Origin of the sequence: Halomonas beimenensis (assembly GCF_002549795.1) — a bacterium.
Classification (GTDB): domain Bacteria; phylum Pseudomonadota; class Gammaproteobacteria; order Pseudomonadales; family Halomonadaceae; genus Halomonas; species Halomonas beimenensis.
This window is the reverse complement of record NZ_CP021435.1, coordinates 602,309-625,104: the sequence shown is the minus strand read 5'-3', so window position 1 is coordinate 625,104 and position 22,796 is coordinate 602,309. Positions and strand designations below refer to the sequence as shown.

Annotated in this window: 19 protein-coding genes; 6 read left to right on the top strand and 13 right to left on the bottom strand. The window is 70.4% G+C overall.

What is annotated here, in order from left to right; genetic code table 11:
* Positions 1 to 5: 5 nt before the first annotated feature.
* The 7 genes from BEI_RS02975 to kynU all read right to left on the bottom strand — a co-directional run bounded on the left by BEI_RS02975 (position 6) and on the right by kynU (position 9,299).
* A complete protein-coding gene (locus BEI_RS02975; protein ID WP_097788111.1) occupies positions 6 to 1,655 on the bottom strand; it encodes a Glu/Leu/Phe/Val dehydrogenase dimerization domain-containing protein in 1,650 nt (549 codons plus the stop codon).
* Between the two features lie 122 nt (positions 1,656 to 1,777).
* Positions 1,778 to 2,806 carry a M14 family metallopeptidase gene (locus BEI_RS02970; RefSeq protein WP_097788110.1) on the bottom strand — a complete coding sequence of 343 codons (1,029 nt, stop codon included), beginning with the start codon at positions 2,804 to 2,806 and terminating at the stop codon, positions 1,778 to 1,780.
* On the bottom strand, positions 2,807 to 4,294 hold the full coding sequence (locus BEI_RS02965) for a glutamate-cysteine ligase family protein (RefSeq protein WP_097788109.1): 1,488 nt from the start codon (positions 4,292 to 4,294) through the stop codon (positions 2,807 to 2,809).
* Between the two features lie 59 nt (positions 4,295 to 4,353).
* Entirely contained in the window at positions 4,354 to 5,658 is a 1,305-nt protein-coding gene (locus BEI_RS02960) for a DUF2252 domain-containing protein (RefSeq protein ID WP_097788108.1), read from the bottom strand.
* A gap of 82 nt (positions 5,659 to 5,740) precedes the next feature.
* The gene (locus BEI_RS02955; protein WP_097788107.1) at positions 5,741 to 7,084 is read right to left on the bottom strand and encodes a sodium-dependent transporter; all 1,344 of its coding nucleotides are present in this window, start codon (positions 7,082 to 7,084) and stop codon (positions 5,741 to 5,743) included.
* Between the two features lie 201 nt (positions 7,085 to 7,285).
* Positions 7,286 to 8,056, bottom strand: coding sequence for an alpha/beta hydrolase (locus BEI_RS02950; RefSeq protein ID WP_097788106.1), 771 nt, complete (start codon positions 8,054 to 8,056; stop codon positions 7,286 to 7,288).
* A gap of 13 nt (positions 8,057 to 8,069) precedes the next feature.
* Positions 8,070 to 9,299: a kynureninase gene (kynU, locus tag BEI_RS02945; protein WP_097788105.1), complete on the bottom strand. Its 1,230-nt coding sequence runs from the start codon at positions 9,297 to 9,299 to the stop codon at positions 8,070 to 8,072.
* A gap of 139 nt (positions 9,300 to 9,438) precedes the next feature.
* On the opposite strand from kynU, the gene BEI_RS02940 reads away from it, so the two are divergent.
* On the top strand, positions 9,439 to 9,912 hold the full coding sequence (locus BEI_RS02940; protein ID WP_097788104.1) for an Lrp/AsnC family transcriptional regulator: 474 nt from the start codon (positions 9,439 to 9,441) through the stop codon (positions 9,910 to 9,912).
* 178 nt (positions 9,913 to 10,090) lie between these two features.
* Here the strand turns inward: BEI_RS02940 and BEI_RS02935 are convergent, their stop codons facing one another.
* Positions 10,091 to 10,870, bottom strand: a complete 780-nt coding sequence (locus BEI_RS02935; protein ID WP_097788103.1) for an IclR family transcriptional regulator domain-containing protein — start codon at positions 10,868 to 10,870, stop codon at positions 10,091 to 10,093.
* A 359-nt stretch (positions 10,871 to 11,229) separates the two neighbouring features.
* Between BEI_RS02935 and BEI_RS02930 the strand changes: the two genes are divergently transcribed.
* The 5 genes from BEI_RS02930 to BEI_RS02910 all read left to right on the top strand — a co-directional run bounded on the left by BEI_RS02930 (position 11,230) and on the right by BEI_RS02910 (position 16,038).
* Positions 11,230 to 12,060, top strand: a complete 831-nt coding sequence (locus BEI_RS02930) for a CoA transferase subunit A (RefSeq protein WP_097788102.1) — start codon at positions 11,230 to 11,232, stop codon at positions 12,058 to 12,060.
* Entirely contained in the window at positions 12,060 to 12,833 is a 774-nt protein-coding gene (locus BEI_RS02925) for a CoA-transferase subunit beta (RefSeq protein ID WP_097788101.1), read from the top strand. Before BEI_RS02930 ends, BEI_RS02925 begins: the two co-directional genes overlap by 1 nt.
* Before the next feature lie 12 nt (positions 12,834 to 12,845).
* Complete coding sequence (gene pcaF, locus BEI_RS02920; protein ID WP_097788100.1) at positions 12,846 to 14,048, top strand: 3-oxoadipyl-CoA thiolase; 1,203 nt, start codon at positions 12,846 to 12,848, stop codon at positions 14,046 to 14,048.
* 176 nt (positions 14,049 to 14,224) lie between these two features.
* Positions 14,225 to 15,022 carry an alpha/beta fold hydrolase gene (locus tag BEI_RS02915; RefSeq protein WP_097788099.1) on the top strand — a complete coding sequence of 266 codons (798 nt, stop codon included), beginning with the start codon at positions 14,225 to 14,227 and terminating at the stop codon, positions 15,020 to 15,022.
* 185 nt (positions 15,023 to 15,207) lie between these two features.
* Complete coding sequence (locus BEI_RS02910) at positions 15,208 to 16,038, top strand: 3-oxoadipate:acetyl-CoA acetyltransferase (protein ID WP_097788098.1); 831 nt, start codon at positions 15,208 to 15,210, stop codon at positions 16,036 to 16,038.
* A 54-nt stretch (positions 16,039 to 16,092) separates the two neighbouring features.
* Here the strand turns inward: BEI_RS02910 and BEI_RS02905 are convergent, their stop codons facing one another.
* Genes BEI_RS02905 through acsA form a run of 5 tightly spaced genes read right to left on the bottom strand, consistent with a single transcriptional unit; the run spans position 16,093 to position 22,751 of the window.
* On the bottom strand, positions 16,093 to 17,508 hold the full coding sequence (locus tag BEI_RS02905; protein WP_097788097.1) for a dihydrolipoyl dehydrogenase: 1,416 nt from the start codon (positions 17,506 to 17,508) through the stop codon (positions 16,093 to 16,095).
* 56 nt (positions 17,509 to 17,564) lie between these two features.
* Entirely contained in the window at positions 17,565 to 17,813 is a 249-nt protein-coding gene (locus BEI_RS02900) for an acyl carrier protein (RefSeq protein ID WP_097788096.1), read from the bottom strand.
* On the bottom strand, positions 17,810 to 18,994 hold the full coding sequence (locus BEI_RS02895) for a dihydrolipoamide acetyltransferase family protein (RefSeq protein ID WP_097788095.1): 1,185 nt from the start codon (positions 18,992 to 18,994) through the stop codon (positions 17,810 to 17,812). Before BEI_RS02895 ends, BEI_RS02900 begins: the two co-directional genes overlap by 4 nt.
* On the bottom strand, positions 18,991 to 21,000 hold the full coding sequence (gene pdhA / locus BEI_RS02890) for a pyruvate dehydrogenase (acetyl-transferring) E1 component subunit alpha (RefSeq protein ID WP_097788094.1): 2,010 nt from the start codon (positions 20,998 to 21,000) through the stop codon (positions 18,991 to 18,993). The genes BEI_RS02895 and pdhA overlap by 4 nt, the downstream gene beginning before the upstream one ends.
* Positions 20,997 to 22,751, bottom strand: coding sequence for an acetate--CoA ligase (gene acsA, locus BEI_RS02885; protein ID WP_097788093.1), 1,755 nt, complete (start codon positions 22,749 to 22,751; stop codon positions 20,997 to 20,999). Before acsA ends, pdhA begins: the two co-directional genes overlap by 4 nt.
* Positions 22,752 to 22,796 lie beyond the last annotated feature (45 nt).

Sequence of the window (22,796 nt, the reverse complement as noted above, 5' to 3'; positions counted from 1 at the left end):
TCGCCTCAGGGGAAGACCCCACGTAGCAGCTTGGCCTCGGTGACCCGGCTGACGCCCTCGATCAGCGCCGCGGTGCGCATGTCGAGATGCTGCGCCTCGGCACGCGACAGGGTGCGCTGGAAGGCATCCAGCAGGATCGCCTGCAGGCGGCCGTGGATCTCGTCGAGGGACCACATCAGGTTCTGCATGCCCTGGACCCACTCGAAGTAGGACACCGTGACCCCCCCGGCATTGCCCAGGATATCGGGCAGCACGAAGATGCCTCGCTCCTGGAGGATGTCGTCGGCCTCCAGGGTCGTCGGTCCGTTGGCCCCCTCCGCCAGCAGCCGGCACTCGAGGCGGCCGGCGTTCTCCACCGTGACCTGGTTCTGCAGGGCGGCCAGCACCAGGATATCGCAGTCGAGCTCCAGCAGGTCGGCGTTGCCGATGGCTTCCGCCGCCGGATAGCCCTCCAGGATGCGGTGCTCCGCCTGATACTCGAGCAGGTCCTCAACGGAGAGGCCTTCGGGGGCGTGGAGCCCGGTGGAGACATCGCTGACCCCGATGATCCTGACACCGAGTTCGGCGAGGAAGTGGGCCGCATGGCTGCCGACATTGCCGAAGCCCTGCACCACCGCGGTGGCCCCGTCGAGTTGCATCCCCAGGTGCCGGGCCGAGGCCTGGATCAGGTAGACCAGGCCGCGGCCGGTGGCCTCCTTGCGGCCGAGGGAGCCGCCCAGCACCACCGGCTTGCCGGTGACCACGGCGGGCACCGAGTGACCGACCTGCTGGCTGTAGGTGTCCATGAGCCAGGCCATGACCCGCTCGTCGGTGCCCAGGTCCGGGGCCGGGATGTCCTTGTCGGGGCCGATGATGTCGATGATCTCGGTGGTGTAGCGCCGCGTGAGGCGTTGCAGCTCCCGGTCGCTGAGCGTGGTCGGGTCGACCCGCACGCCGCCCTTGGCGCCGCCGAAGGGCAGTTTCATCAGGGCGCACTTCCAGGTCATCCACATCGCCAGGGCCGCCACCTCGCCAAGGTCGACCTCCTCGTGATAGCGGATGCCGCCCTTGGTGGGCCCCATCGAGAGCAGGTGCTGGACCCGGTACCCGAACACCGTCTCCACCTGGGTGCGGTCGTCGCGGAAGAAGGGGAAGCTGACCATCTGGGTACGCTGGGGAAAGAGCAGGCGCTGGCGGATGTTGTCGTCCAGGTTCATGTACTGGGCGGCCTTGAGGAACTGCTGCTGCGCCAGGCGGAACATCGGCGAGTCCCACTCGCCCCCCCGGGCCCGGGCCCGCGACAGGGTGTAGCGAATCGCCCGGCCGAGCGCCACGCTCTTGAGGTGGGACTTGACCAGGTAGTCGTAGGCCCCGGACTCCACGGCCCGGGCCGCCAGCTTGACGTCGTCCAGGCTGGTCAGCACCACCACCGGGACCTGGGGCGCCACCAGGCGCACCCGGAACAGGGTCTCGAGCTCCTCGCTGTCGGGCAGCACCAGGTCGAGCAGCACCAGATCCACGCCGCCCTTGACCAGCCGCGTCAGGCCGTCGGCCAGGTTGTCCACGGCCTCGACGTCGCACTGGAGCTGGGGATCGCTGGCCAGCAGCTTCTGGATCAGCTTGCGATGCATGGGGTTGTCCTCGACCAGCAGCAGCTGCACCGGGGAATCCTGCATGATCGGACCCTCTCGTCATCGGTGAGGTGATGGCCGCCAGTCATCCCGCCCGCGCCACCGGGTCGACGGCTTGCTATCAGCGTAGGCCAAGCGCCCCGGGGGGACCCGCCCGCCGCCACCGGCTAGCCGGATGGCACGACATAGAACAGACAGTCGCTGCGGGCGATCTCGCTGTTGGTGGTCGCCATGAACAGGCGCAGCGGGCGGCGGGCATGCAGCCGGCCCTCCCGGGCGCAGAAGAGCTCCCGGAGCCGGTCCACGCCCCGCCCGTCCCGCGCCTCCAGGCAGGCCAGGCCATCGCGCCCCAGCCAGCCGAGGCAGGCCCGCGGCGAGGTCACGCCGCGGTTGTGCTCGTCGATGCGGGCCCACAGCGTCAGGTCGGCGTCGGGATGCGGGGCCCGGTCGTAGACGACGACGGCACCGGGTCGCAGTTCCACCCGCAGCGGATGCACCAGGACTTCCAGGTCCGGGGGGCACGGCAGCTCCGCGAGGTGCGGACAGTCGGCGAGCAGCCGGAAGAGGCCGCCGGCCACCTCCCGAGCCGCGGGCTGCAGGGCCCCGCCGCACTCCAGGGTGAAGGTCGGACAGTCGGCCAGCCGGGGGACCCGCTCGGGCAGCTCCATCAGGCTACCCAGCCGCAGGTCGGTGACGATCAGCCGATCGCAGAGGCGGCCGGCCAGCGCCTCGCTCACCGGGTGTCGACGGGTGGCCACGGCGAAGGCGGGGCCGTTGCCGGAGGTGTTGTGCACATCGACGAGGCACTCCGGCGCCAGGCGCTCGAGATCCTCGATGATGGCCCGGGCGAGCTCGCCGGCCGGACCCAGGTACGGGGGGCGGAAGCAGCGGTTCAGGTCGCGATCGTCCGGGGTATGGCGATGCGAGAAGACGGGGTGCGTCAGGGCCCCCCGGACGTTGGCCAGCAGCACCGCCAGCCGGGTGCGGGGTCGGGGGCGTTCCGCCAGCCAGCGATGCAGCGCCAGGGCGCCCGAGGGTTCGTTGCCATGCAGCAGGGTAGTGACCGCCCGGCAGCGCCGGTCGTCCGCGCCCTCCAGGACGAGCCAGACGGGCCCGCCCAGGGCCTGGAGCCAGGACTCGACCTCGCCATGGTCGACCGGTGGGTCGGTGATCACCGGCAGCGACAGTCCTTCCATTCATCCCTCCTGTGGCCAGCGCCCCACCGGCCGGTTGGTCGCCGCCGCCCGGTAGGCGTCGAGCAGTCGATGGCAGGCCCTGCCGCGGGACAGGCCCTGCCCTTCGAAATGCGCCAGCATCCGACGCTGCCAGCGGGCACCGCTGGTGCGGGCCGCCAGGCGCTGCCCGATCACCGCCAGGTAGGGCGTCGAGTCCGAATCCACCACCCCCAGGGCACGCAGGCCTCGCTGGGCTTCGGGCATCAGCCGCTCGAGCAGCTCCACCACCGGCGCCTCCTCCAGCCGGTGATGCTTGCGATGCGGCCACATCAGCCGGGCGTCCAGTCCCGACTGGGCGGCGCGATAGAAGTTGTACTCGGCATAGCGGAACGGCATGGCGCTCAGCCAGGACGCGACGTCGTCGCGCAGGGCGGCCACCAGTCCCAGCAGCAGGGCGGCGTTGGCCACCATGTCCACGGCGGTCGGCCCGGACGGCAGGGCACGCATCTCCACCCGCAGGTGGCCGCCGTCGGCCGGATCGTAGACCGCCCGGTTCCAGGGCCAGACGGTGCCCATGTGCAGGCGCAGCTCCGCCAGTCCCGGCGCCGTGGTGCCGGACGGCGCGTCCTCCGGCCAGGCATCGGCCATCAGGGGCAGGATCGGCGGGTAGAGCGCCACCGCCTCGGCGAACAGCTCCCAGGCGCCCTGGCGCACCCAGCCCTGGCCGAAGGTCACCCGTGACGGCTGCCGCCAGCGGTCGGCGCCGCGCATCCGGCAGTCGACCGCCTGCTTGAACAGGGCGATGCGGGTCTCGTCCCACAGCAGCCGCTGCAGGAAGACGGGCGAGTTGGCGGACAACGCCAGCACCAGGGGCGTGACCAGCTGGACGGTGTTGAAGGTATCGGCGTAGCGATCGGGCGGGACGCGCAGGTGAAGCTGGAAGGAGGTGTTGGCGCCCTCCAGCACCACATGGGCGCTGGAGACCCGGACGCTGTCCTCGCCATGGATCTCGACGCTGAAATCCTCGCCGCGCATCCGTTTGAGGGCGCGCTCCAGGGCGCGATAGCGGGGCAGGTCGCTCATCGCATGCTCGCCCAGATCGGCGCGCCGCAGGGTGGGCAGGATGCCGATCGGCACCACGTGCGCCCGGTGAGCGGCCGCGGCCTCCTCGAGGCGGCCCAGGGCCTGGCACAGCTGGCGCTCCAGGGCATGCAGCGGCATGCCCGAGAGCGGGAGCGGCGCCAGGTTGTATTCGATGTTGAACCGGTTGAGCTCCAGCTGCAGCTGGGGATCCTGGAGGGTGTCGACCAGGGCCTGGTTGAGGGGAGCGACCCGGTCCCGGTCGTCGATGAGGTAGGCCTCCAGCTCGGCACCGATGCTGGGCATCCCGGTGCCGAACCCCGGCTGGCGGAGCAGCTCGGCGAGCAGGTCGAGACTGTCCCGAAGGCGCTTGCCGAAGCGCTGGTAGTCCGACGCCGTGAAGGCGTCGCGGTCGATGATCGCACCCATCTCCGTCCACTCCCCGGAGCGGCCGTCCTGCTGTCAGTCTAGGAGATGAACGAACACCGCTACGACATCGACTCGAGGAAGGTGTGATAGTCCTGGCGCACGCAATCGGCGTAGCTCAGCGCCAGGGTCGAGACCATGGCCACGAAGGGCTCCCGGCGTCCCTCGATGCGGTCGGCGACGGCGCGGGCGAAGCGGCCCGGATCGTCGGGGTGCATCGCCCGGGCGCCGCGCAGGTGTTCCCGGGCCAGGATGCGCCCCCACTGCCTGGCCAGCTTGCGATAGGGCTTGGCGCCGTCGAGCTTGTGGGTGGGGAAGTCCTCCTTGAAGGGCGACCGCTCGCGCACCGAGAACACCGTCTCGCCCAGGTGCAGCCAGCCCAGGTAGACGTCGGGATGCTCGGCGATGGCGCCGAAGGCGGCGGCGTGCCGGGCCCCCTCGTGGGGGAAGACGCGGCGCCAGGCGCGCTTCTCGGCGGCGTTCATGAGTCGCCAGGCCTCCGGCGGGGTCTGCTGCTTGATATCGAGGATGACGTCGTCGTGCTCGTGGTCACGCCCGCCCTCGATCAGCACGTAGTAGCGCTCGAGGCCCAGCGAGCCCGTGCCGGCATCCAGGCGGCGCGCCATGTCCTTGACCCGGAAGTGATCCGCCTCGGCCTCCGCCCGAGCTCCACGCAGCGTCCGGCGATACTCGCCCTCGATGGCCTTGCGCAGCTGGCTGGCCAGGTGGGCCGGCAGCCGCGCCAACCTGTCGGGCCGCTCGGCGAAGGCCCGGCCCTCCTCGCCGAGGGTGGTCCACTTGTCGAGCATCTTCGCCCGGCTGCGCTTGGCGGCCACCTTCTCGAGGAAGGGCGCCAGCGGCCCCTTGGCGGTCTCCAGCGTCACGGCCTCGGGTGTCTGCCCCTGGTCGTGAGCGGCCAGCTCGTCCGCGTAGGCCTCGATCAGGGCAGCCAGCGCCTTGCGGATGCCCTTGCGGGACAGCCCGGCGTTCTCCCGGGCGTCCAGCACCAGGCTGATGGCCAGCCGCCAGAGGTCGTACTGGTAGTCGCCGACCAGGGCATCGTCGAAGTCGTCCATGCCGTAGCGCACCGCATCGTCGTGATGGCCGTAGGCACCAAAGTTGTAGGCATGGGCATCGCCCTGCAGCCAGGTCTGGGTCTCCGGCACCCCGCCGTAGAGGGCGACCCGCCAGTCGTGCCACACATCGTCCCAGTACAGGTGGTTGGTGCCGCGGAAGAAGCGGTACGGCGACTCGGCCAGCTTGGCGTACTTGGCGGCGCGGTCGGCCTCGGCGAGGTCGGCATTGGCGGCGGTGATGGCGTCCATCACCTGGCGGGGACGGTTGTGCAGGGTCAGGGGTGGCGACATGCAGGAACTCCAGATGAACGACGAGGGCCGCAACAGCGCGGCCCCCGTCAGTCAAGCAGGCGGTGAGTCCCCGGACAAGGGCTCAGAGGCTGTTGGCCAGCACCACCAGCGGCAACAGCGGGCAGACGAAACGGATGTACCAGGGCCACAGCTTCCAGAACAGGGTGTTCTCGATCTCCGGCGCGCCCTGGCGCAGTTCCTGGAGCTTGGCGTTGCGCGACAGCAGCCAGCCCACGTAGAGGCAGACCAGGGCGCCGATCAGCGGCATGTTGTAGGTGATGGTGACCTCGATGGCCAGGCCGAAGAGCACCTCGAAGTGCATCAGGATCAGCGTGGAGATGGCGAAGATCCCCCCGCCCATCAGCAGGGTCGCCCAGCCGCGCGAGACCCGGCCGGTCTCCGCCAGGGTGGCGACGGGCACCTCGAGCACCGGGAACATGGAGGTCAGGGCGGCGATGGCCAGCAGCGCGAAGAACAGGATCTCCAGGCCGGAGCCCATGCCACCGAGCTGGGCGAACATCGCCGGCATGACGTCGAACAGCAGGGTGGAGGAGCTCTGCAGCTCGCCCGCGGCATTGAAGATGTCCACGCCCAGCTCGTCGGCCACGAACATCGAGGGCACGATCAGCAGGCCGGCGATGAAGGCCACGCCCATGTCGATGAACATCACCTGGGCGCCGGTTTTCGGCAGGCTGGCCTCGCGGCTCAGGTAGGAGCCGTAGATCACCATGGCGCCCACGCCGATGGACAGCGAGAAGAAGGCCTGGCCCATGGCGTCCAGCACCAGCTGGCCGGACAGGCGGGACACGTCCGGCACCAGGTAGGCGCCGAGCCCCTGGGTGGCGCCGGGCAGGGTCATGACCGCCACGATCAGCGCCAGCATCAGCACGATCAGCAGCGGCATCAGGCGCTTGGACCAGCGCTCGATGCCCTTGTTGACCCCGGCCAGCACCACCGCGACGGTCACCAGCATGGCCGCACTGGCCAGTCCCCAGTCCTTCCAGAAGCCGGCGCCGTTGAGCGCCGTGGCCCAGTCGCCGAGCCCCAGCACCTCGAGCAGCGGCGTGATCGTGAAGCCGATCAGCCAGCCGGTGACGATGGCATAGAACGCCTGTCCCAGGCAGGCGGTGAGGATGGCCAGGCCGCCGATGCCGGCGCCCAGGCGACCCGCGGTGCCCTCTCCGCCGACCCGGGACATCGCCTGGATGACCCCGCTCTGGGCATAGCGGCCCAGGGTCAGCTCGGCCATCAGCGCCGGATAGGCCAGCACGAAGGCCATCAGGAGGTACAGCAGCAGGAAGGCCCCGCCGCCGTTGTTGGCGGCCATGGAGGGAAAGCTCCAGACGTTGCCCAGGCCGACGGCGGCACCGGCCGCCGCCATCAGGAAACCGAAACGGGAGGAGAATTGGGCTCTTGGCGTTTTCATGGCAATAGGATCCCTAGGGAGCCTCTCGGACCCCTTGGTTGTTGTGACATACGTCGTTAGGGAAGCGCTGATTTATGTCGCGAGCGATGAGAGGCTGGTCGCCGCCGGAACGGAAACACCGGAGTTTACAAGGCAGTAAATGAGGATGTTGAGTACCGCCGGCGGCCAGGATATCGAGCGCAGCAATAAATCAGTGTTTCCCTAGAGATGGTCGAGAATGTCGAAGTGATCGCAGTCCGCCAGGTCCTCGAGGACCGCCCGGCCGCCGGCGGCCGTCACCGCGTCCCGGAAGTCGCGGGCCTGGCGCCGGAAGGCCGGGGGATCGCGCTCGGCGACCAGCAGGCGCAGCGGGGGCAACCCCGACGGGTCGTCATGCATCGGGCTCAGCGCGCGGGCCCTGGCCACGTCGAGGCCCAGCGGCTCGTTCACGTAGGTGTCGACCAGCGGGGTCAGGTCATAGACGCCGCTGACCAGCAGCAGCTCGTCGATCCGGCCCGCCACCGGTGCCGCGTCGGCCGCCACCGAGCAGGCCAACTGGGCCCCGGCGCTGTGACCGCCCAGCACCAGGTGGCCGATGCCGCCCAGCTCCTCCAGCCAGCGGGTCACCGCCTCGAGGCCATCGCGACACTGGGCGATCATGGTCTCGATGGACACCCGGGGGGCCAGGCCATAGCCCAGGGAGGCGAAGGCCATCCCTCGGGCCAGGTAGCGCTCGGCCAGGAAGTTGGTGGCGGTATGATCCAGTTCCTGCCAGTAGCCGCCATGGATGAACACCCTCAGCGGCCAGGGCCCGCTCGCGTCGGGCAGGAACAGGTCCAGGCAAGCCTCGGGGTCGTCGCCGCAAGTGAGCCGCTGCGGAGGATGCCGAGCGACCAGCGCCGCCCCCTCCTCGGCCTGGCGCGCCAGGGTGGCCTGGAAGTCCCGGGCGTAGCGGCTCGGGGAGTAGTCGCGATCCAGCGCCTCGCGGGTCATGGCGGCCTCCGGCTCAGGTCACGGCGGAGCGAACGTTGAAGCGCGGCTCGCGGTATTCGCCGCTCTCCAGCACCTCGCGGAAGTGGCGGGCCGCCTGCCAGACGTCCTCGAAGCTCAGGTAGAGCGGCGTGAAGCCGAAGCGCAGCAGGCCCGGCTCGCGGTAGTCGCCGATCACCCCCCGGGCGATCAGCGCCTGGACGATGGCGAAGCCGTGAGCCTCGTCGATCAGCGCGACCTGGCTGCCCCGCTCGTGCGCCGGCGGGGTGATGTCCTCGATGCCGAAGCGCTCCAGGACATCGGCCAGGCAGTCGCGGAACAGCTCGGTCATCGCCAGGCTCTTCTCGCGGAGGGCCGCCATGTCGACGTCGGCCCATTCGTCCAGGGAGGCCTCCAGGGCGCTGTAGATCAACGCCGAGTGGGTGCCGGTGCGGAAGCGCGTGATGTCGCCCGCCGGGGCGTAGTCGGCGTCGAAGGCGAAGGGCGCGGCATGACCGTGCCAGCCGGACAGGGGCTGCCAGCCGCCGTCCTGGTGGTCGCGGTGGACGTACAGGAAGGCCGGCGCGCCGGGACCGCCATTGAGGTACTTGTAGGTGCAGCCCACCGCATAGCGGGCGTCGCAGCCATTGAGATCCACCGGCAGGGCGCCCGCCGAGTGGGCCAGGTCCCAGATGACCTCGGCGCCATGCGCGTGCACCAGCCGCGTGATGGCGGCCATGTCCCGACGGCGCCCGGTGCGGTAGTTCACCTCGCTGAGCACGACCACGGCCACGCCGTCCAGGTGCTCGGCCAGGTCGGCGCCCTCGGGCAGGAAGCGATGCTCGTAGTCGCCGAAGCGGCAGTAGCCCTGGGCGATGTAGCCGTCGGTGGGGAAGTTGCCGCCCTCGCTGAGCACCACCCGACGGCCATCCCGGCGCTGCCCGGTGATGTAGCCGAGCAGCTTGAAGATGTTCAGGGTGATGTTGTCGGTGACGATCACCTCGCCCTCGCGGGCGCCCAGCAGCGGCGCCAGCTTGTTGCCGAGCCGCTCCGGAGCATCGAACCAGCCCTGGTTCCAGCCCTTGATCAGCTCGTCGCGCCACTGATCCATGGTCGCCGACACGGCCTCGCGGGCGCGCTTGGGCTGGGCGCCGAGGGAATTGCCGTCGAGGTACAGCACGCCCTCGGGCAGGGCGAAGCGTTGCTTGAAGCCGGCCAGGGGATCCTGGCGGTCGAGTTCGCGCACGTGATCGAGGGATACGCTCATCTGGTGTCTCCGGGCCATGCCGATGAAGAAGTGACCGAGATCATTCTAGGGGCACCGGCATGCGGAGAGGTTGCGTTTTCCCGGCTCCACACCCACTCTTTTCACAAAACATTTGCACGAAACCGGTATTGAAAGACGGATGATTTCACTCGATCGCTTCGACCTGAGAATCCTGCACGCCCTGCAACGCGATGCGCGCCTCACCCTCGGCCTCCTCTCCGAGACGGTGAGCCTCTCGCCCAGCCAGTGCTCGCGACGCATCGCCCGCCTGGAACAGGAAGGGGTGATCGAGGGCTACTCGCTGCGGCTGAACCCGGAGGCGCTGGGACTGGCGGTGACCGCCTTCATCTTCGTGTCGGTGGACAAGCGGCGGATGCGCAGCCCCCGCGAGGCCGTCGCGGCTCTGGTGGCCCGGGACGAGGTCATCGAGTGCCATGCCGTGACCGGCAACCACGACTTCATCCTCAAGGTGGTGGTGGAAAGCCTGGGGGCGCTGTCCAGCTTCCTCGCCGCGGCCGTGAGCCCGATGGAAGGCATCCAGGACATCGCCACCCAGGTGGCGATGGAGACCCTCAAGACCAACGGGCCCCTGAAGGTCGAGGCGGGCTATTAACCTGGCAATCAAAGAGATCATCCTGATCTCTTTGATTGTCGCCCGCGCCACACTGGCACAGATGCGTGGATCTGCTGGTGTGGCGCGGGCTCGCGCCGACCTGACGGCCGGCGGCGGCACGTCCCTGTGCCGCGATTAACCCGGCATAAACGCTTGCCGGGTTAATCAGTCGCGGCGGTCAGCGCACCTGCTGGCGGATCTGGCGGGCCTTGTCCTGCAGCAGCGGCAGGTACTCGCCGAGCAGGGTGTCGAAGTCCACGCGCGCGGCGTTGGTGCTGATGTTGATGGCGCCGATGAGCCGGCCGGTGGCATCGAAGGCCGGTACCGCCAGGGAGCGCAGCCCGGAATCCAGTTCCTGGTCGGCAACGGCATGGCCCTGCCGACGCGCCTCGAGGATGCGTTCGCGCAGCACGGCCTTGTCGGTGACGGTCTTGTCCGTGTAGCGCTCCAGGGTCACCCGGGCCAGGAAGGCCTCGAGCTCGTCGTCGGGCAACTGGGCCAGCAGCACCCGGCCCATGGAGGTATGGGCGGCCGGCAGGCGAGTCCCCACCGCGAGGCTGATGGCCATCAGCCGGTGCTTGGCGGCCGAGCGAGCCACGTAGGTGACCTCGTCGCCGTCCAGCACGCCCAGGGACGACGACTCGCCACACTCGGCGGTGATGTCCTCGAGCACCTGCTGGATCACGCTCTGGTAGCCGTTGGCCGAGAGGAAGGCATACCCCAGCTGCAGCACCCGGGGCGCCAGCTCGAAGTGGCGCTGGGTCTTGCGCACATAGCCCAGGGAATGGAGCGTCAGGAGAAAGCGCCGGGCGCGGGCCCGATTCATGCCCGTGCGGGCCGCCACCTCGCTGAGGGTCATGCGCGGATGCTCCTCGTCGAAGGCCAGGATCACCTCCAGCCCGCTGGCCAGTGCCGTGACGAAGTCCCGGTCGTCCGGGCCCAACACCTCTTCCTGCATGCCGTCCTCCCCTCTGCCGGATGATGGCGCCGGGACGGCGCCAGCTGGTCCTCAATCTACCACACCCGTTCGCTGGCCGAACATCCGTACTCCTTTCCCCGGTCAAGCCTCCCGGACGCCTTAGACCTTGGTCGCATGGGCCGGCGCCGGGACGATCTCGAAACCCCTTTTCCGCCGGCGGGTTAGCGCTCCGCTGACCCGGCATCGCAGCACCGATGCCAAGCGACGACTTTGACCCGCCTCCCGGGTGGCGCTAAATTGTTCGCATGACAAATTGATGTTCGTAGATCGAACACTCCAGGCGGTTGCCCCCGGCGGGCAGCGGCCTTCGAGTCCACCCCCAACAGAGGTGCACCATCATGGCCGAGTTTCTCAGCCTGCATGACGCGGTCGCGCGCTACGTCCAGGACGGCGCCACCGTCGCCATGGAGGGCTTCACCCACCTGATCCCCTTCGCCGCGGGCCACGAGGTGATCCGCCAGGGCAAGCGCGACCTGACCCTGATCCGCATGACCCCCGACCTGGTCTACGACCAGCTGATCGGCGCGGGCTGTGCGAAGAAGGTGATCTTCTCCTGGGGCGGCAACCCGGGCGTGGGCTCCCTGCATCGCCTGCGCGACGCCGTGGAGAAGGGCTGGCCCCACCAGGTCGAGATCCTCGAGCACAGCCACGCCGCCATGGCCTGCGCCTTCGAGGCCGGCGCCGCGGTGCTGCCGCTGGCCGTGCTGCGCGGCTATGTGGGCAGCGAGCTGCCCAGCGTCAACGACCAGATCAAGTTCATCGACTGTCCCTTCACCGGCGAGCGCCTGGCCGCGGTGCCCTCGGTGCGCCCGGACGTCTCCATCGTCCATGCCCAGAAGGCCGACCGCGCCGGCAATGTGCTGGTGGAAGGCATCGTCGGCGTGCAGAAGGAGGCGGTACTGGCCGCCAAGCAGAGCATCGTCACCGTCGAGGAGATCGTCGACGACCTGACCGCCCTGCCGGACTATCACCCCAATGCCTGCGTGATCCCGGGCTGGGCCATCGACGCCGTCGCCGTGGCCGAGAAGGGCTCGCTGCCCTCCTATGCGCACGGCTACTACCCGCGCAACAACCGCTTCTACAAGGAGTGGGACGCCATCGCCCGGGATCGTGACGCCTTCACCCGGTGGCTCGACGAAAACGTCCACAACGCAGGAGGACAGTCCTGATGAGTCTCGAATACACCTCCGCCGAGATGATGACCGTCACCGCCGCCCGGGCGCTGGAGAACGGTACCACCTGCTTCGTCGGCATCGGCCTGCCCAGCGAAGCCGCCAACCTGGCGCGCCTGACCCATGCCCCGGACGTGGTGCTGATCTACGAGTCCGGCACCCTGCAGACCAAGCCCGAGGTGCTGCCGCTCTCCATCGGTGACGGCGAGCTCGCCGAGACGGCCCTGACCACCGTCTCGGTGCCCGAGATGTTCCGCTACTGGCTGCAGGGCGGAAAGATCGACGTGGGCTTCCTGGGCACCGCCCAGATCGACCGCTACTGCAACCTCAACACCACCCTGATCGGCGACTATCGCGAGCCCAAGGTACGCCTGCCGGGCGGTGGGGGGGCTCCCGAAATTGCGACGAATGCGGGGGAGGTCTTCATCACCCTGAAGCACTCCAAGCGGGCCTTCGTCGACGAGGTGGACTTCATCACCACCCTGGGCTTCGGTCGCGACGGCAAGGGCCGCGACGGCGTGCCCAACATCGGCCGCGGCCCGACCCGGGTGATCACCGACCTCTGCGTGATGAAGCCCGACCCCGAGACCCGGGAGCTCACGGTCGTCTCGCTGCATCCCGGCGTGACCGCCCGGGACGTCCAGGAGGCCACCGGCTGGGAGATCCGCTTCGACGACGCGCTCGAGACCACCCCCGAGCCCTCGGAGAAGGAACTCGAGATCCTGCGCGACCTGAAAGAACGTACCGCCCGTCAACACGCCGGCGAATGAGAGGAGCCCCCGATGAGTGACGTCTACCTGTGCCATCCCCGACGCACCGCCGTGGGCCGCTTCGGCGGCACCCTGGCCGCCGTGCGCCCCGACGACTTCGCCGCCACCATCTTCCAGGCGGTGCTGGCCGAGGCCCCCGATCTCGATCCGGCCGCGATTGAAGAAGTCTTCATGGGCTGCGCCAACCAGGCCGGCGAGGACAACCGCAACGTGGCTCGCATGTCCGCCCTGCTGGCGGGCCTGCCGACCTCGGTACCCGGCACCACCCTGAATCGCCTGTGCGGCTCCGGGATGGATGCGGTGGGCACCGCCTTCCGCGCCATCAAGGCCGGCGAGATGGACCTGGCGCTGGCCGGCGGCGTGGAGTCCATGTCCCGCGCGCCCTTCGTGATGGGCAAGGCCGAGACCGCCTTCTCCCGCGGGCAGACGATCGAGGACACCACCATCGGCTGGCGCTTCGTCAATCCGCTGATGAAGCAGGCCTACGGCGTCGATTCCATGCCGGAGACCGCCGAGAACGTGGCCGAGCGCTTCGCCATCGCCCGCGAGGACCAGGACGCCTTCGCCCTGCGCTCCCAGCAGAAGGCCGCCGCCGCCCAGCAGGTCGGCCGCTTTGCCCGCGAGATCACCGCCATCGAGATCCCCCGGCGCAAGCAGGCGCCGCTGATCTTCGACCAGGACGAGCACCTCCGCGAGACCAGCCTCGAGAAGCTGGCAAGCCTGCCCACGCCCTTCCGCGAGGGCGGCAGCGTCACCGCCGGCAACGCCTCCGGGGTCAACGACGGCGCGGCGGCGATGCTGGTGGCCAGCCAGGCGGCGGTGGAGCGCCATGGCCTCAAGCCCATGGCGAAGATCCTCGGCATGGCCACCGCCGGCGTGGAGCCCGCCATCATGGGCCATGGCCCGGTGCCGGCGGTGAAGCGGCTGCTCGAGCGCACCGGCGTGTCCCTCGACGAGGTCGACGTCATCGAGCTCAACGAGGCCTTCGCCGCCCAGGCGCTGGCCTGCCTGCTGGCCCTGGGGCTCGAGGACGACGACCCGCGGGTCAACCCCAACGGCGGCGCCATCGCCCTGGGCCACCCGCTGGGCATGTCCGGCGCCCGCCTGCTGCTGACCGCGGCCCATGAGCTGCAGCAGACCGGCAAGCGCTATGCCCTGTGCACCATGTGCGTCGGCGTGGGGCAAGGCATCGCCACCCTGATCGAGCGGGCTTAAGAAAGCAGAGGGAAGAAGGAAGGGAGAAGAGGGAAACGTCAGGGTTTGGGTTTCTTCCCTCTTCCAGGTGCGAAGCACCGGTCTTTCTTCTTCAAGCGGCGAAGCCGCGTTCTTCCTTCTGATCATGAGAGTCGCGCCGAGGTAACCCTCGGCGTTGCACCTTGGGAGAAGTTTCCATGGCATTCCTGAACATCGACGGCCGCGCCGTGGCCTATCGCCTGCTGGGTGACGCGACCCGGCCCCTGGTGATCCTGGCGCATCCGCTGGGCATGACCCAGGCGGTCTGGGACGAGCTGCTGCCCGCGCTGCTGCCGTCCTGCCGGGTGCTCACCTGGGACCTGCCGGGGCACGGCGCCAGCGAGGCCTGGCCCGCCGACGGCGGCGAGATCACCCCCGAAGCGCTGGCCGCCGAGGCCCTGGCCCTGGCCGACCGGGCCGGCGCCGAGCGTTTTCACTTCGTCGGCACCTCCATCGGCGGCGTGGTCGGGCAGCGACTGGTGGCCGCACACGGCGATCGCCTGCTGTCCGCGACCCTGACCAACACCGGGGCGGTGATCGGCAACGCCGAGCTGTGGACCACCCGCGCCGCCCGGGTGCGCGAGGAAGGGCTGGCGGCCATGGCCGCCGAGATCGTGCCCCGCTGGTTCGCCCCGGCCCGCTTCGAGGCCGAGCCGGCCCTGAAGGCGGGCTGGTGCACCCAGATGGGCCGCGGCGACGACGAATCCTATGCCCGGCTCTGCGAGATGCTCGGGCGCAGCGACTTCACCGGCAAGCTGGCGGGCAAGGGCGTCACGGTGCAGCTGCTGGGCGGCAGCGAGGACCTGGCGACCCCGCCGGCGACCCTCGAGGCACTGGCCGCCGAGCTCGACGGGGCGCCCCTGGAGATCCTCGAGGGCGTCGGCCACGTGCCCTCCGTGGAGGTCCCGGCACGGTTCGCCGAGACGCTGCTGGCGGCATTCCCGCCCTCCGCCTGACCAGCACTTGTTCCTTTCCATCGGCCGGCCCGACGGCCGGCCGATGGCCAAGCGGCCCTCCCGGAGGGCGCGGCGGTGATCCGGCCGCCATCGCACTCCAGGAGCCTGTCGGGTTTGACCGAATAAACCCGACAGGCTCCTGGACACTCAACCAGGCGCATCCCCTGGCGCCACGCGAGGTCCCCATGTCGAATCCCTGCATCATCTGCGTCGCCATCACCGGCAGCCTGCCCCGCAAGGAAAACAACCCGGCCGTACCGGTGACCATCGCCGAGCAGGTCGAGAGCACCCAGGCGGCCTTCGAGGCCGGCGCCAGCATCGTCCATTGCCATGTTCGCAATGACGACCAGTCGCCGACCTCGGACCCCGAGCGGTTCGCCGAGCTGATGGACGGTCTCAGGAAGCACTGCCCGGGGATGATCATCCAGCTTTCCACCGGCGGGCGTTCGGGCGCGGGCCAGGAACGTGGCGCCATGCTGCCGCTCAAGCCCGACATGGCCAGCCTCGCGGTCGGCTCCAACAACTTCCCGACCCGGGTGTACGACAACTCGCCGCAGCTGGTGGAATGGCTCGCCGACGAGATGCTGAAGTACGACATCAAGCCCGAGATCGAGGCCTTCGACCTGTCGCATGTCCACCAGGCGGTGAATCTCTCCCGGCAAGGCAAGATCAAGGCGCCGCTCTACGTGCAGTTCGTGATGGGGGTCAAGAACGCCATGCCGGTGGACAAGCCGACCTTCGACTTCTACGTGGAGACCCTGAAGCGGCTCGCCCCGGACGCCCAGTGGTGCGGGGCCGGCATCGGCGCCAACCAGCTGGTGCTCAACGAGTGGTCGATCGCCGCGGGGGGCCATACCCGCACCGGGCTCGAGGACAACGTCCGCTGGGACAAGGACAGCCTCGCGCCCTCCAACGCCGCGCTGGTCGAGCGGGTGGCGGGGCTGTGCGAGCAATACGAGCGCCCGGTGGCCACCTGGCAGCAGGCGCGCGAGATCCTGGGGATCAAGTCGGCCTGACGAGCCGGCCCTGCCGCGAGTCGGGGGCGCTCGTCGTGTCGCGCCCCCTTCCCCTCAGATGCCCGGCAGCGGATCGTCCTGGTGGCCGCACAGGGGCAGATCCGGTCGCCCGGCCGACTCCGGCAACTGGCGACGCAGGTCCTGCAGGGCGGAGCGCAGCCCCTCCTCGAGCACCGGATGATAGAAGGGCAACAGCAGCGCTTCCTCGACCGTCACCTCCCGCTGGATCAGCCAGGCCAGCTGATGGGCGAGATGCTCGGCCCCGGTGACCGCCATCTCGCCCCCCAGCAGGCGCCCGTCCCGGTCGGCGTAGACCCGCAGGGGGCCGCCCCGATCGTCCATGATGACGGCCCGGCCCAGCTTGCCGAAGTCGCTGCCGCCGATCAGGGCCTCGCCGGGCAGTTCGTCGAAGGCCAGCCCGACCCGCGCGATCTCCGGTTCGGTGAAGACGATCGCCAGGGGGGTGCGCCGGGTCAGGCACTCGGCCTCGGGATTCAGGGCGTGGTAGGCGACCAGCCGCCCCTCGTCAGCGGCCTCGTGCATCAGCGGGATCACCCCGTTGACGTCGCCGGCGAAGTACACCGGGGTGTCGCCGGCGCGCAGCCGGCGAGGGTCCAGCTCGGGCAGGCCGTTGCGCCCCAGGGGCAGCCCCAGCGCCTCCAGGCCCAGCGAGGCCACCCGGGGCCGTCGCCCCATGGCGGCGAGCACCGCATCCACCTCGATAGCCTCCTCGCCGAAACGGATCCTCACGCCGTCACCTGACGGCTCGGGCTCCACCTCATGCCCGGCATGGAGCTGCAGGGCGCCCCCCAGGGCCCGGAAGGCGGCGGCATTGACCTCAGGATCCCTGAGCCCGGCCACCCGGTCGTCCCGCCCGAAGGCATGCACCTCCACGCCCAGCATCGCCATCGCCTGACCGAGCTCCGCCCCGATGGGGCCGAGTCCCACCACGGCCAGCCGCCGGGGCAGGCGCTCGAGCTCGAAGAGGGTATCGCTGGTCAGCAGGCGGGCGCCCAGCGTCCGCCAGGCCTCGGGCACGAAGGGCGCGCTGCCGGTGGCGACGATGATGGCATCGGCGGTGACCCGCTCGCCGTCCAGGTCCAGGGTGTCGGGGCCGACGAAGCGGGCCCGGGCCCGGACATAGCGCTCGCCCCGCTTCTCCACCGCGGCGGTCGGGCCCGCGGCGAAGCGATCCCGCAGCCGACGCACCTCCGCCATGATGGCGGCATCGTCGAGCTCGCCGGCCGGGCCGGCGACGAAGCCCGCCTCGACCAGGCGCCGGGCGGCGTCCACGTCCCGGGCCAGCTTCAGCAGCGCCTTGGACGGCATGCAGCCGACCCGGGCGCAGGTGGTGCCCAGGGGGCCGGGATCCACCAGCAGGATGTCGTCGGTGGTCTCGGAGGCCTGCTTGAAGGCACTGAGCCCGGCCGTGCCGGTCCCGAGGATCACGAGGCGTGCATGGCGTGTCATCCGGTTCTCCTCTCCGGTTCGAAGGCGCGCGTTCGACGCCGCTCGGCCGGGGGGGATCAGCCCCCCGCCCGAGGCTCCAGGTAGTCCAGCAGGTCCCGGAGGGACTGCATCCGGGCGTAGTCGGTCTCGGGGATATCGACCTTGAGGCGGCGGTGCAGGGCGGTCAGCAGGTTCAGGGCGTCCATGGAGTCCAGGTCGTACTCGTCGCGCAGTCGGGCCCGCTCGTCCAGGGTGGCGATGTCGATATCCGGGGCGATCGCCGAGAGTTCCTCGAGCACGATGTCGCGCAGCCGTTCTCTGTTCACAGCGCCTCCGGATGTTGCAGTTGGGCGTCGATCTCGTTGAGGAAACGCGCCCCCAGGTGGCCGTCGCAGACGCGATGGTCGGCGGCCTGGCTGAGGTCCACCGCCGGGCGAATCGCCAGCATGTCGTCCACCGCCAGCGGACGCCGCCGCACCCGGCCGAAGCCGATCATCGCCACCTGCGGCGGCTGGATGACCCCATAGACGGTGTCCACGCCGCGCTCCCCCAGCGCCGTCACGGTGGCCGTGGCGGTGCCGACCTCGGAGGCCCGCAGGCCGCCGCTGCGGGTGCGCTGCACCAGGTCCTGCAGGCGAGCCATCAGCTCCGGCAGGGCGAGCGCCTCGGCGCCGCAGATCGCCGGGGCGATCAGCCCCCCGGCCCGCAGGTGGATGGCCATGCCCAGGTCGACGCGCTCGGCCGGGCGGAAGCCCTGAGCCTCGTAGTGGCCGTTCAGGTCCGGGTAGCTCACCAGGGCCCGGGCCGTCGCCTTCATGAACAGCGCGGCCATCAGCAGGCGCGAGACCGGCGGCTGATCCCGGTTGTAGGCCTCCAGCCAGCCCTCGGCGGCCTGCAGGTCCAGGGTGGTGGCCAGGTAGTAGTGGGGAATCTCGCGCTTGGAGCGGGTCATGGCCGCGGCGATGGCGCGCCGCATCTCGGTCGGCTCGCCCCCGCCCCCGGGCCGGCCGGGCGCCGAGGAGACCTCGCCGCCGGCACCCTCGAGATCGCGCAGCACGACGGCCCCGCCGGGACCGCTGCCGGCAACGCGCTCCAGGTAGAGCCCGAGCTCTCGGGCCCGTCGTCGGGCGGCCGGCGAGGCGCCGGGGGAAGGCCCTCCGCCGGCGGGCGATGGCGGCCTCGGGCCGGGTGACGGCGCCTCCGTCTCGGCTTCCGGTACCGTCGCGGGTTCGTCCACGGCGCCCGGTTCGGGCCGGTCATGGACCACCCGCTCGCCGCCGCCGATCCGCGCCAGGGGGGTGCCCACCGGTACCCGGGTGTTCGGGCCCACGTAGCATTCCTCGACCACCCCGCTCTCGAAGACCTCGACGTCGATGGCCCCCTTGGCGGTCTCCACCACGGCGATGATCTGCCCCTTCTCCACCCGGTCGCCCGGCGCCACCCGCCACTCGGCCAGGGTGCCCGCCTCCATGTCGGCGCCGAGGGACGGCATGAGGAAGTCGCTCATGGCCCCGCTCCCATGACACGCCGGGCGGCGGCCAGGATGTCCTCCACCTGGGGCAGCGCGGCGTTCTCCAGGTGTCGCGGATAGGGAATGGGGATCTCGTCGGTGCAGACGCGCTCGATGGGCGCATCCAGCGACCAGAAGGCCTGCTCGGCCAGGATGGCGGCGATCTCGCCGGCCAGGCTGCCGGTCTTCCAGCCCTCGTCGACGATCACCGCCCGGTGCGTGCGACCCAGGGACTCGAGGAGGGTCGAGGTGTCCAGAGGACGCAGCACGCGCAGGTCCACCACCTCGGCCTCGATGCCCTCCCCGGCCAGGGCCTCGGCCGCCTCCAGGGTCTTGGGCAGGCTGCCGCCGTAGGTGATCAGGCTGAGATCGCGCCCCGGGCGACGGATGGCCGCATGGCGAATGTCCACGCCCTGGGGAAGCGGTTCCAGGCGGCCCTCCCGGTTGTAGAGCATCACATGCTCGAAGATCAGCACCGGGTTGGGATCCTGAAGCGCCGCCCAGAGCATGTAGCGCGCGTCCTGCAGGGTACCGGGCGCGAGCACCTTGAGCCCCGGCACATGGGCGTACCAGTGCTCCAGGCTGTGGGAGTGCTGGGCGGCCACCTGGCGGCCGGCGCCGGTGGCCATGCGGATCACCAGGGGCACGCCGAACTCGCCGCCGGACATGTGCAGCAGGGTGGCCGCCGAGTTCACGATCTGGTCCATGGCCAGCAGGCTGAAGTTGACGGTCATGATCTCGACGATGGGGCGCGCCTCGCCGAGCGCCGCCCCGATGCCCGCCCCGGTGAAGCCGTTCTCCGACAGCGGGGTGTCGCGGATGCGCTCCGGGCCGAAGCGCTCCAGCAGGCCGCGGCTGACCGCGTAGCAGCCGCCGTAGTGGCCGATGTCCTCGCCCATCAGGAAGACGCGTTCGTCGTGTTCCAGGGCCTCGATCAGGCCGAGCCGGAAGGCCTCGCGAAAGCTCAGGTCCAGGGGCTCCGTCTCGGCGGCGGGCGGAGGCGGCGACCAGGTGGGCGGTGCCCGGTAGACGTGGTCCAGCAGGCTGGCCTCCGGCTCCCACTCCGCCGCCTCGGCCTCGGCCACCGCCTGCTCGAGCTCCCCGGCGATCTCGCCTTCCAGTGCCTCGCGCTCGCCCTCGTGCAACAGCCCCGAACGCTGCATCCACGCCGCCAGCCGGGGAATGGGGTCGCGCTCCTTCCAGGCCTCCACCTCGGCGCGGTCGCGGTAGAGCTCCGGATCGAACATGGAGTGAGCCCGGAAGCGATACGTCCGGCACTCCAGGAAGCGGGGCCCCTGGCCGGCCCGCAGTGCCTGGCGCAGTCGGGCGCCGGCGGCCTCCACGGCGACCACGTCCATGCCGTCGACGCTTTCCGCGGGAACGCCCAGCGCCTCGGCCTTGCGCGTCAGCTCCGTCTGGGCGTGGGCGAGGCGCAGGGCCGTGCCCATGGCATAGAGGTTGTTCTCGCAGACGAAGAGCACCGGCAGCTGCCACAGGGCCGCCAGGTTGAGGCTCTCGTGGAAGGCGCCCTCCGCGGCGGCGCCGTCGCCGAAGAAACAGGCGGTGACCCGGCTGCGCCCGGCGAGCTTGTCCGCCAGGGCCAGGCCGACGGCCAGCGGCAGGCCGCCCCCGACGATGGCATTGCCCCCGAAGAAACGGGCTCTCGCGTCGAACAGGTGCATGGACCCGCCCCGTCCCCGGCTGCAGCCGGTCACCTTGCCGTACATCTCGGCCATCACCCGGTCCATGGGGATGCGGTTGAGCAGGGCATGGCCGTGCTCCCGGTAGGTGGAGACCACGGCATCCTCGGGACCGAGCCCATGCATCACCCCGGTGCCCACCGCTTCCTCGCCGATGTAGACGTGCAGGAAGCCGCGGATCTTCTCCTGGGTATAGAGCTCCACGCAGCGTTCCTCGAAGCGGCGCACCCGCAGCATCTGGCGCAGCAGCTCGAGCAGGTGCGCCCGGGACAGGCGCGGCTTGTGAGGCGAGACGTCGTTCATTCCCTGCCCCCTTCCAGCGTCGAGGTGTCGCCTTCCGGCAGGCCGAGTTCCCGGGCGCGCAGCAGGCGTCGCATGATCTTGCCGCTGCGGGTCCTGGGCAGCCGCTCGCGGAACTCCACCTGGCGCGGGGCCACCGCCGGCCCGAGCCGCTTGCGGGCCAGGCCCAGGATCTCCCGACGCAGCGCCTCGTCGGGCGCATGGCCCGGCTTGAGCGACACGAAGGCCTTGACCGTCTCGCCGGCCACCTCGTCGGGGACGCCGATCACGCCGGCCTCGGCCACCGCCGGGTGCTCCATCAGCACGCTTTCCACCTCGAAGGGGCCGATCAGGTGGCCGGAGGACTTGATCACGTCGTCGGCGCGGCCGATGAACCAGAAGTAGCCGTCCTCGTCGCGCCGGGCCAGGTCGCCGGTGAGGTACCAGTCGCCGACGAAGCACTTCCGGTAGCGCGCCTCCTCGTGCAGGTAGCCGCGAAACATCGACGGCCAGGGCGTCTTCAACGCCAGCTCGCCGGTCTCGGCGGGATCCTTTACGAGCTCGATGCCATCGTCGGTGCGCCGCGCCACGGCCGCCTCGATGCCCGGCACGGGACGCCCCATGGAGCCAGGCTTGATGGGCATGCCGGCGACGTTGGCGATCATGATCCCGCCGGTTTCCGTCTGCCACCAGTTGTCGTGGAAGGGCCGCCCCAGCGTCGCCCGGCCCCAGTGCACCGCTTCCGGGTTCAGCGGCTCGCCCACGCTGGCCAAAAAGCGCAGGGCGGAGAGGTCATGCCGGCGCGCCAACGCCGGACCGAGCTTCATCAGCATGCGGATGGCGGTGGGCGCCGTGTACCAGACGGTGACCCTCTCCTGCTCGAGGATGCGATACCAGCGTTCGGCGTCGAACTCCTCCTCGTCCACCACCATGGTCACCCCATTGGTCAGCGGGGCGATGATGCCGTAGGAGGTGCCGGTGACCCAGCCGGGGTCGGCCGTGCACCAGTAGATGTCCCGGGGCTGGAGGTCCAGCGCGTAGCGGCCGGTGACGTGATGGGCCACCACCGCCTCGTGGACGTGGATGGCGCCCTTGGGGCGTCCCGTGGTGCCGCTGGTGAAGTGCAGCAGCGCGGGATCCTCCGGGGCCATGGGCCGCGTGGCGTAGTCCGGCGACTGCTCGCTCATGGCCTGGCCGGCATCCAGGGTCCCCGGCGGCGCCTCGGCCACCTCGCCGATCAGCAGCACCCGCTGCGCCGAGGGCGTCTCGCCGATCCAGTCGGCGATCTTGCGGCGATAGAGCCGCTCGGTGGTCACGAGGACCACGGGCTCGCCGATCTCCACCCGGGAGCGGATCGGCTCGGGCCCGAAGGCCGAGAACAGCGGCGTGAAGACGCCGCCGTGCTTCAGGGTGCCCAGGGCGGCGGCGTAGAGGTCGGGGGTGCGATGGGCGATGCCGTAGACCCGATCGCCGGGCTTCACGCCCAGGGCCGCCAGCAGGTTGGCGAAACGGTTGGCGCGCTCGGCGAGCGCCCGATAGCTGATGTCGACGGGCTCGCCCTGCCGGGGAAGGAAGCGCATGGCGATTCGCTCCGCAGTGGGCGTGCCGAGGTGGCGATCCAGCGCCTCGTGGGCGATGTTCAGCCGCCCGCCGGGCAGGCCCGCGAGCTGCTCGCGGGCCTGGCGCCAGCTGAACGTCGCCCGGACGGCGTCGTGATCGGTCAGGGCCGGGGGCGGGGCCTCTCCGGCGGGCCCTTGCGGGCCTGGCGAGCGCATCGGATCTCTCCTTCCGCCGCCTTGTCGGGCGACCGCGGCGGCAAC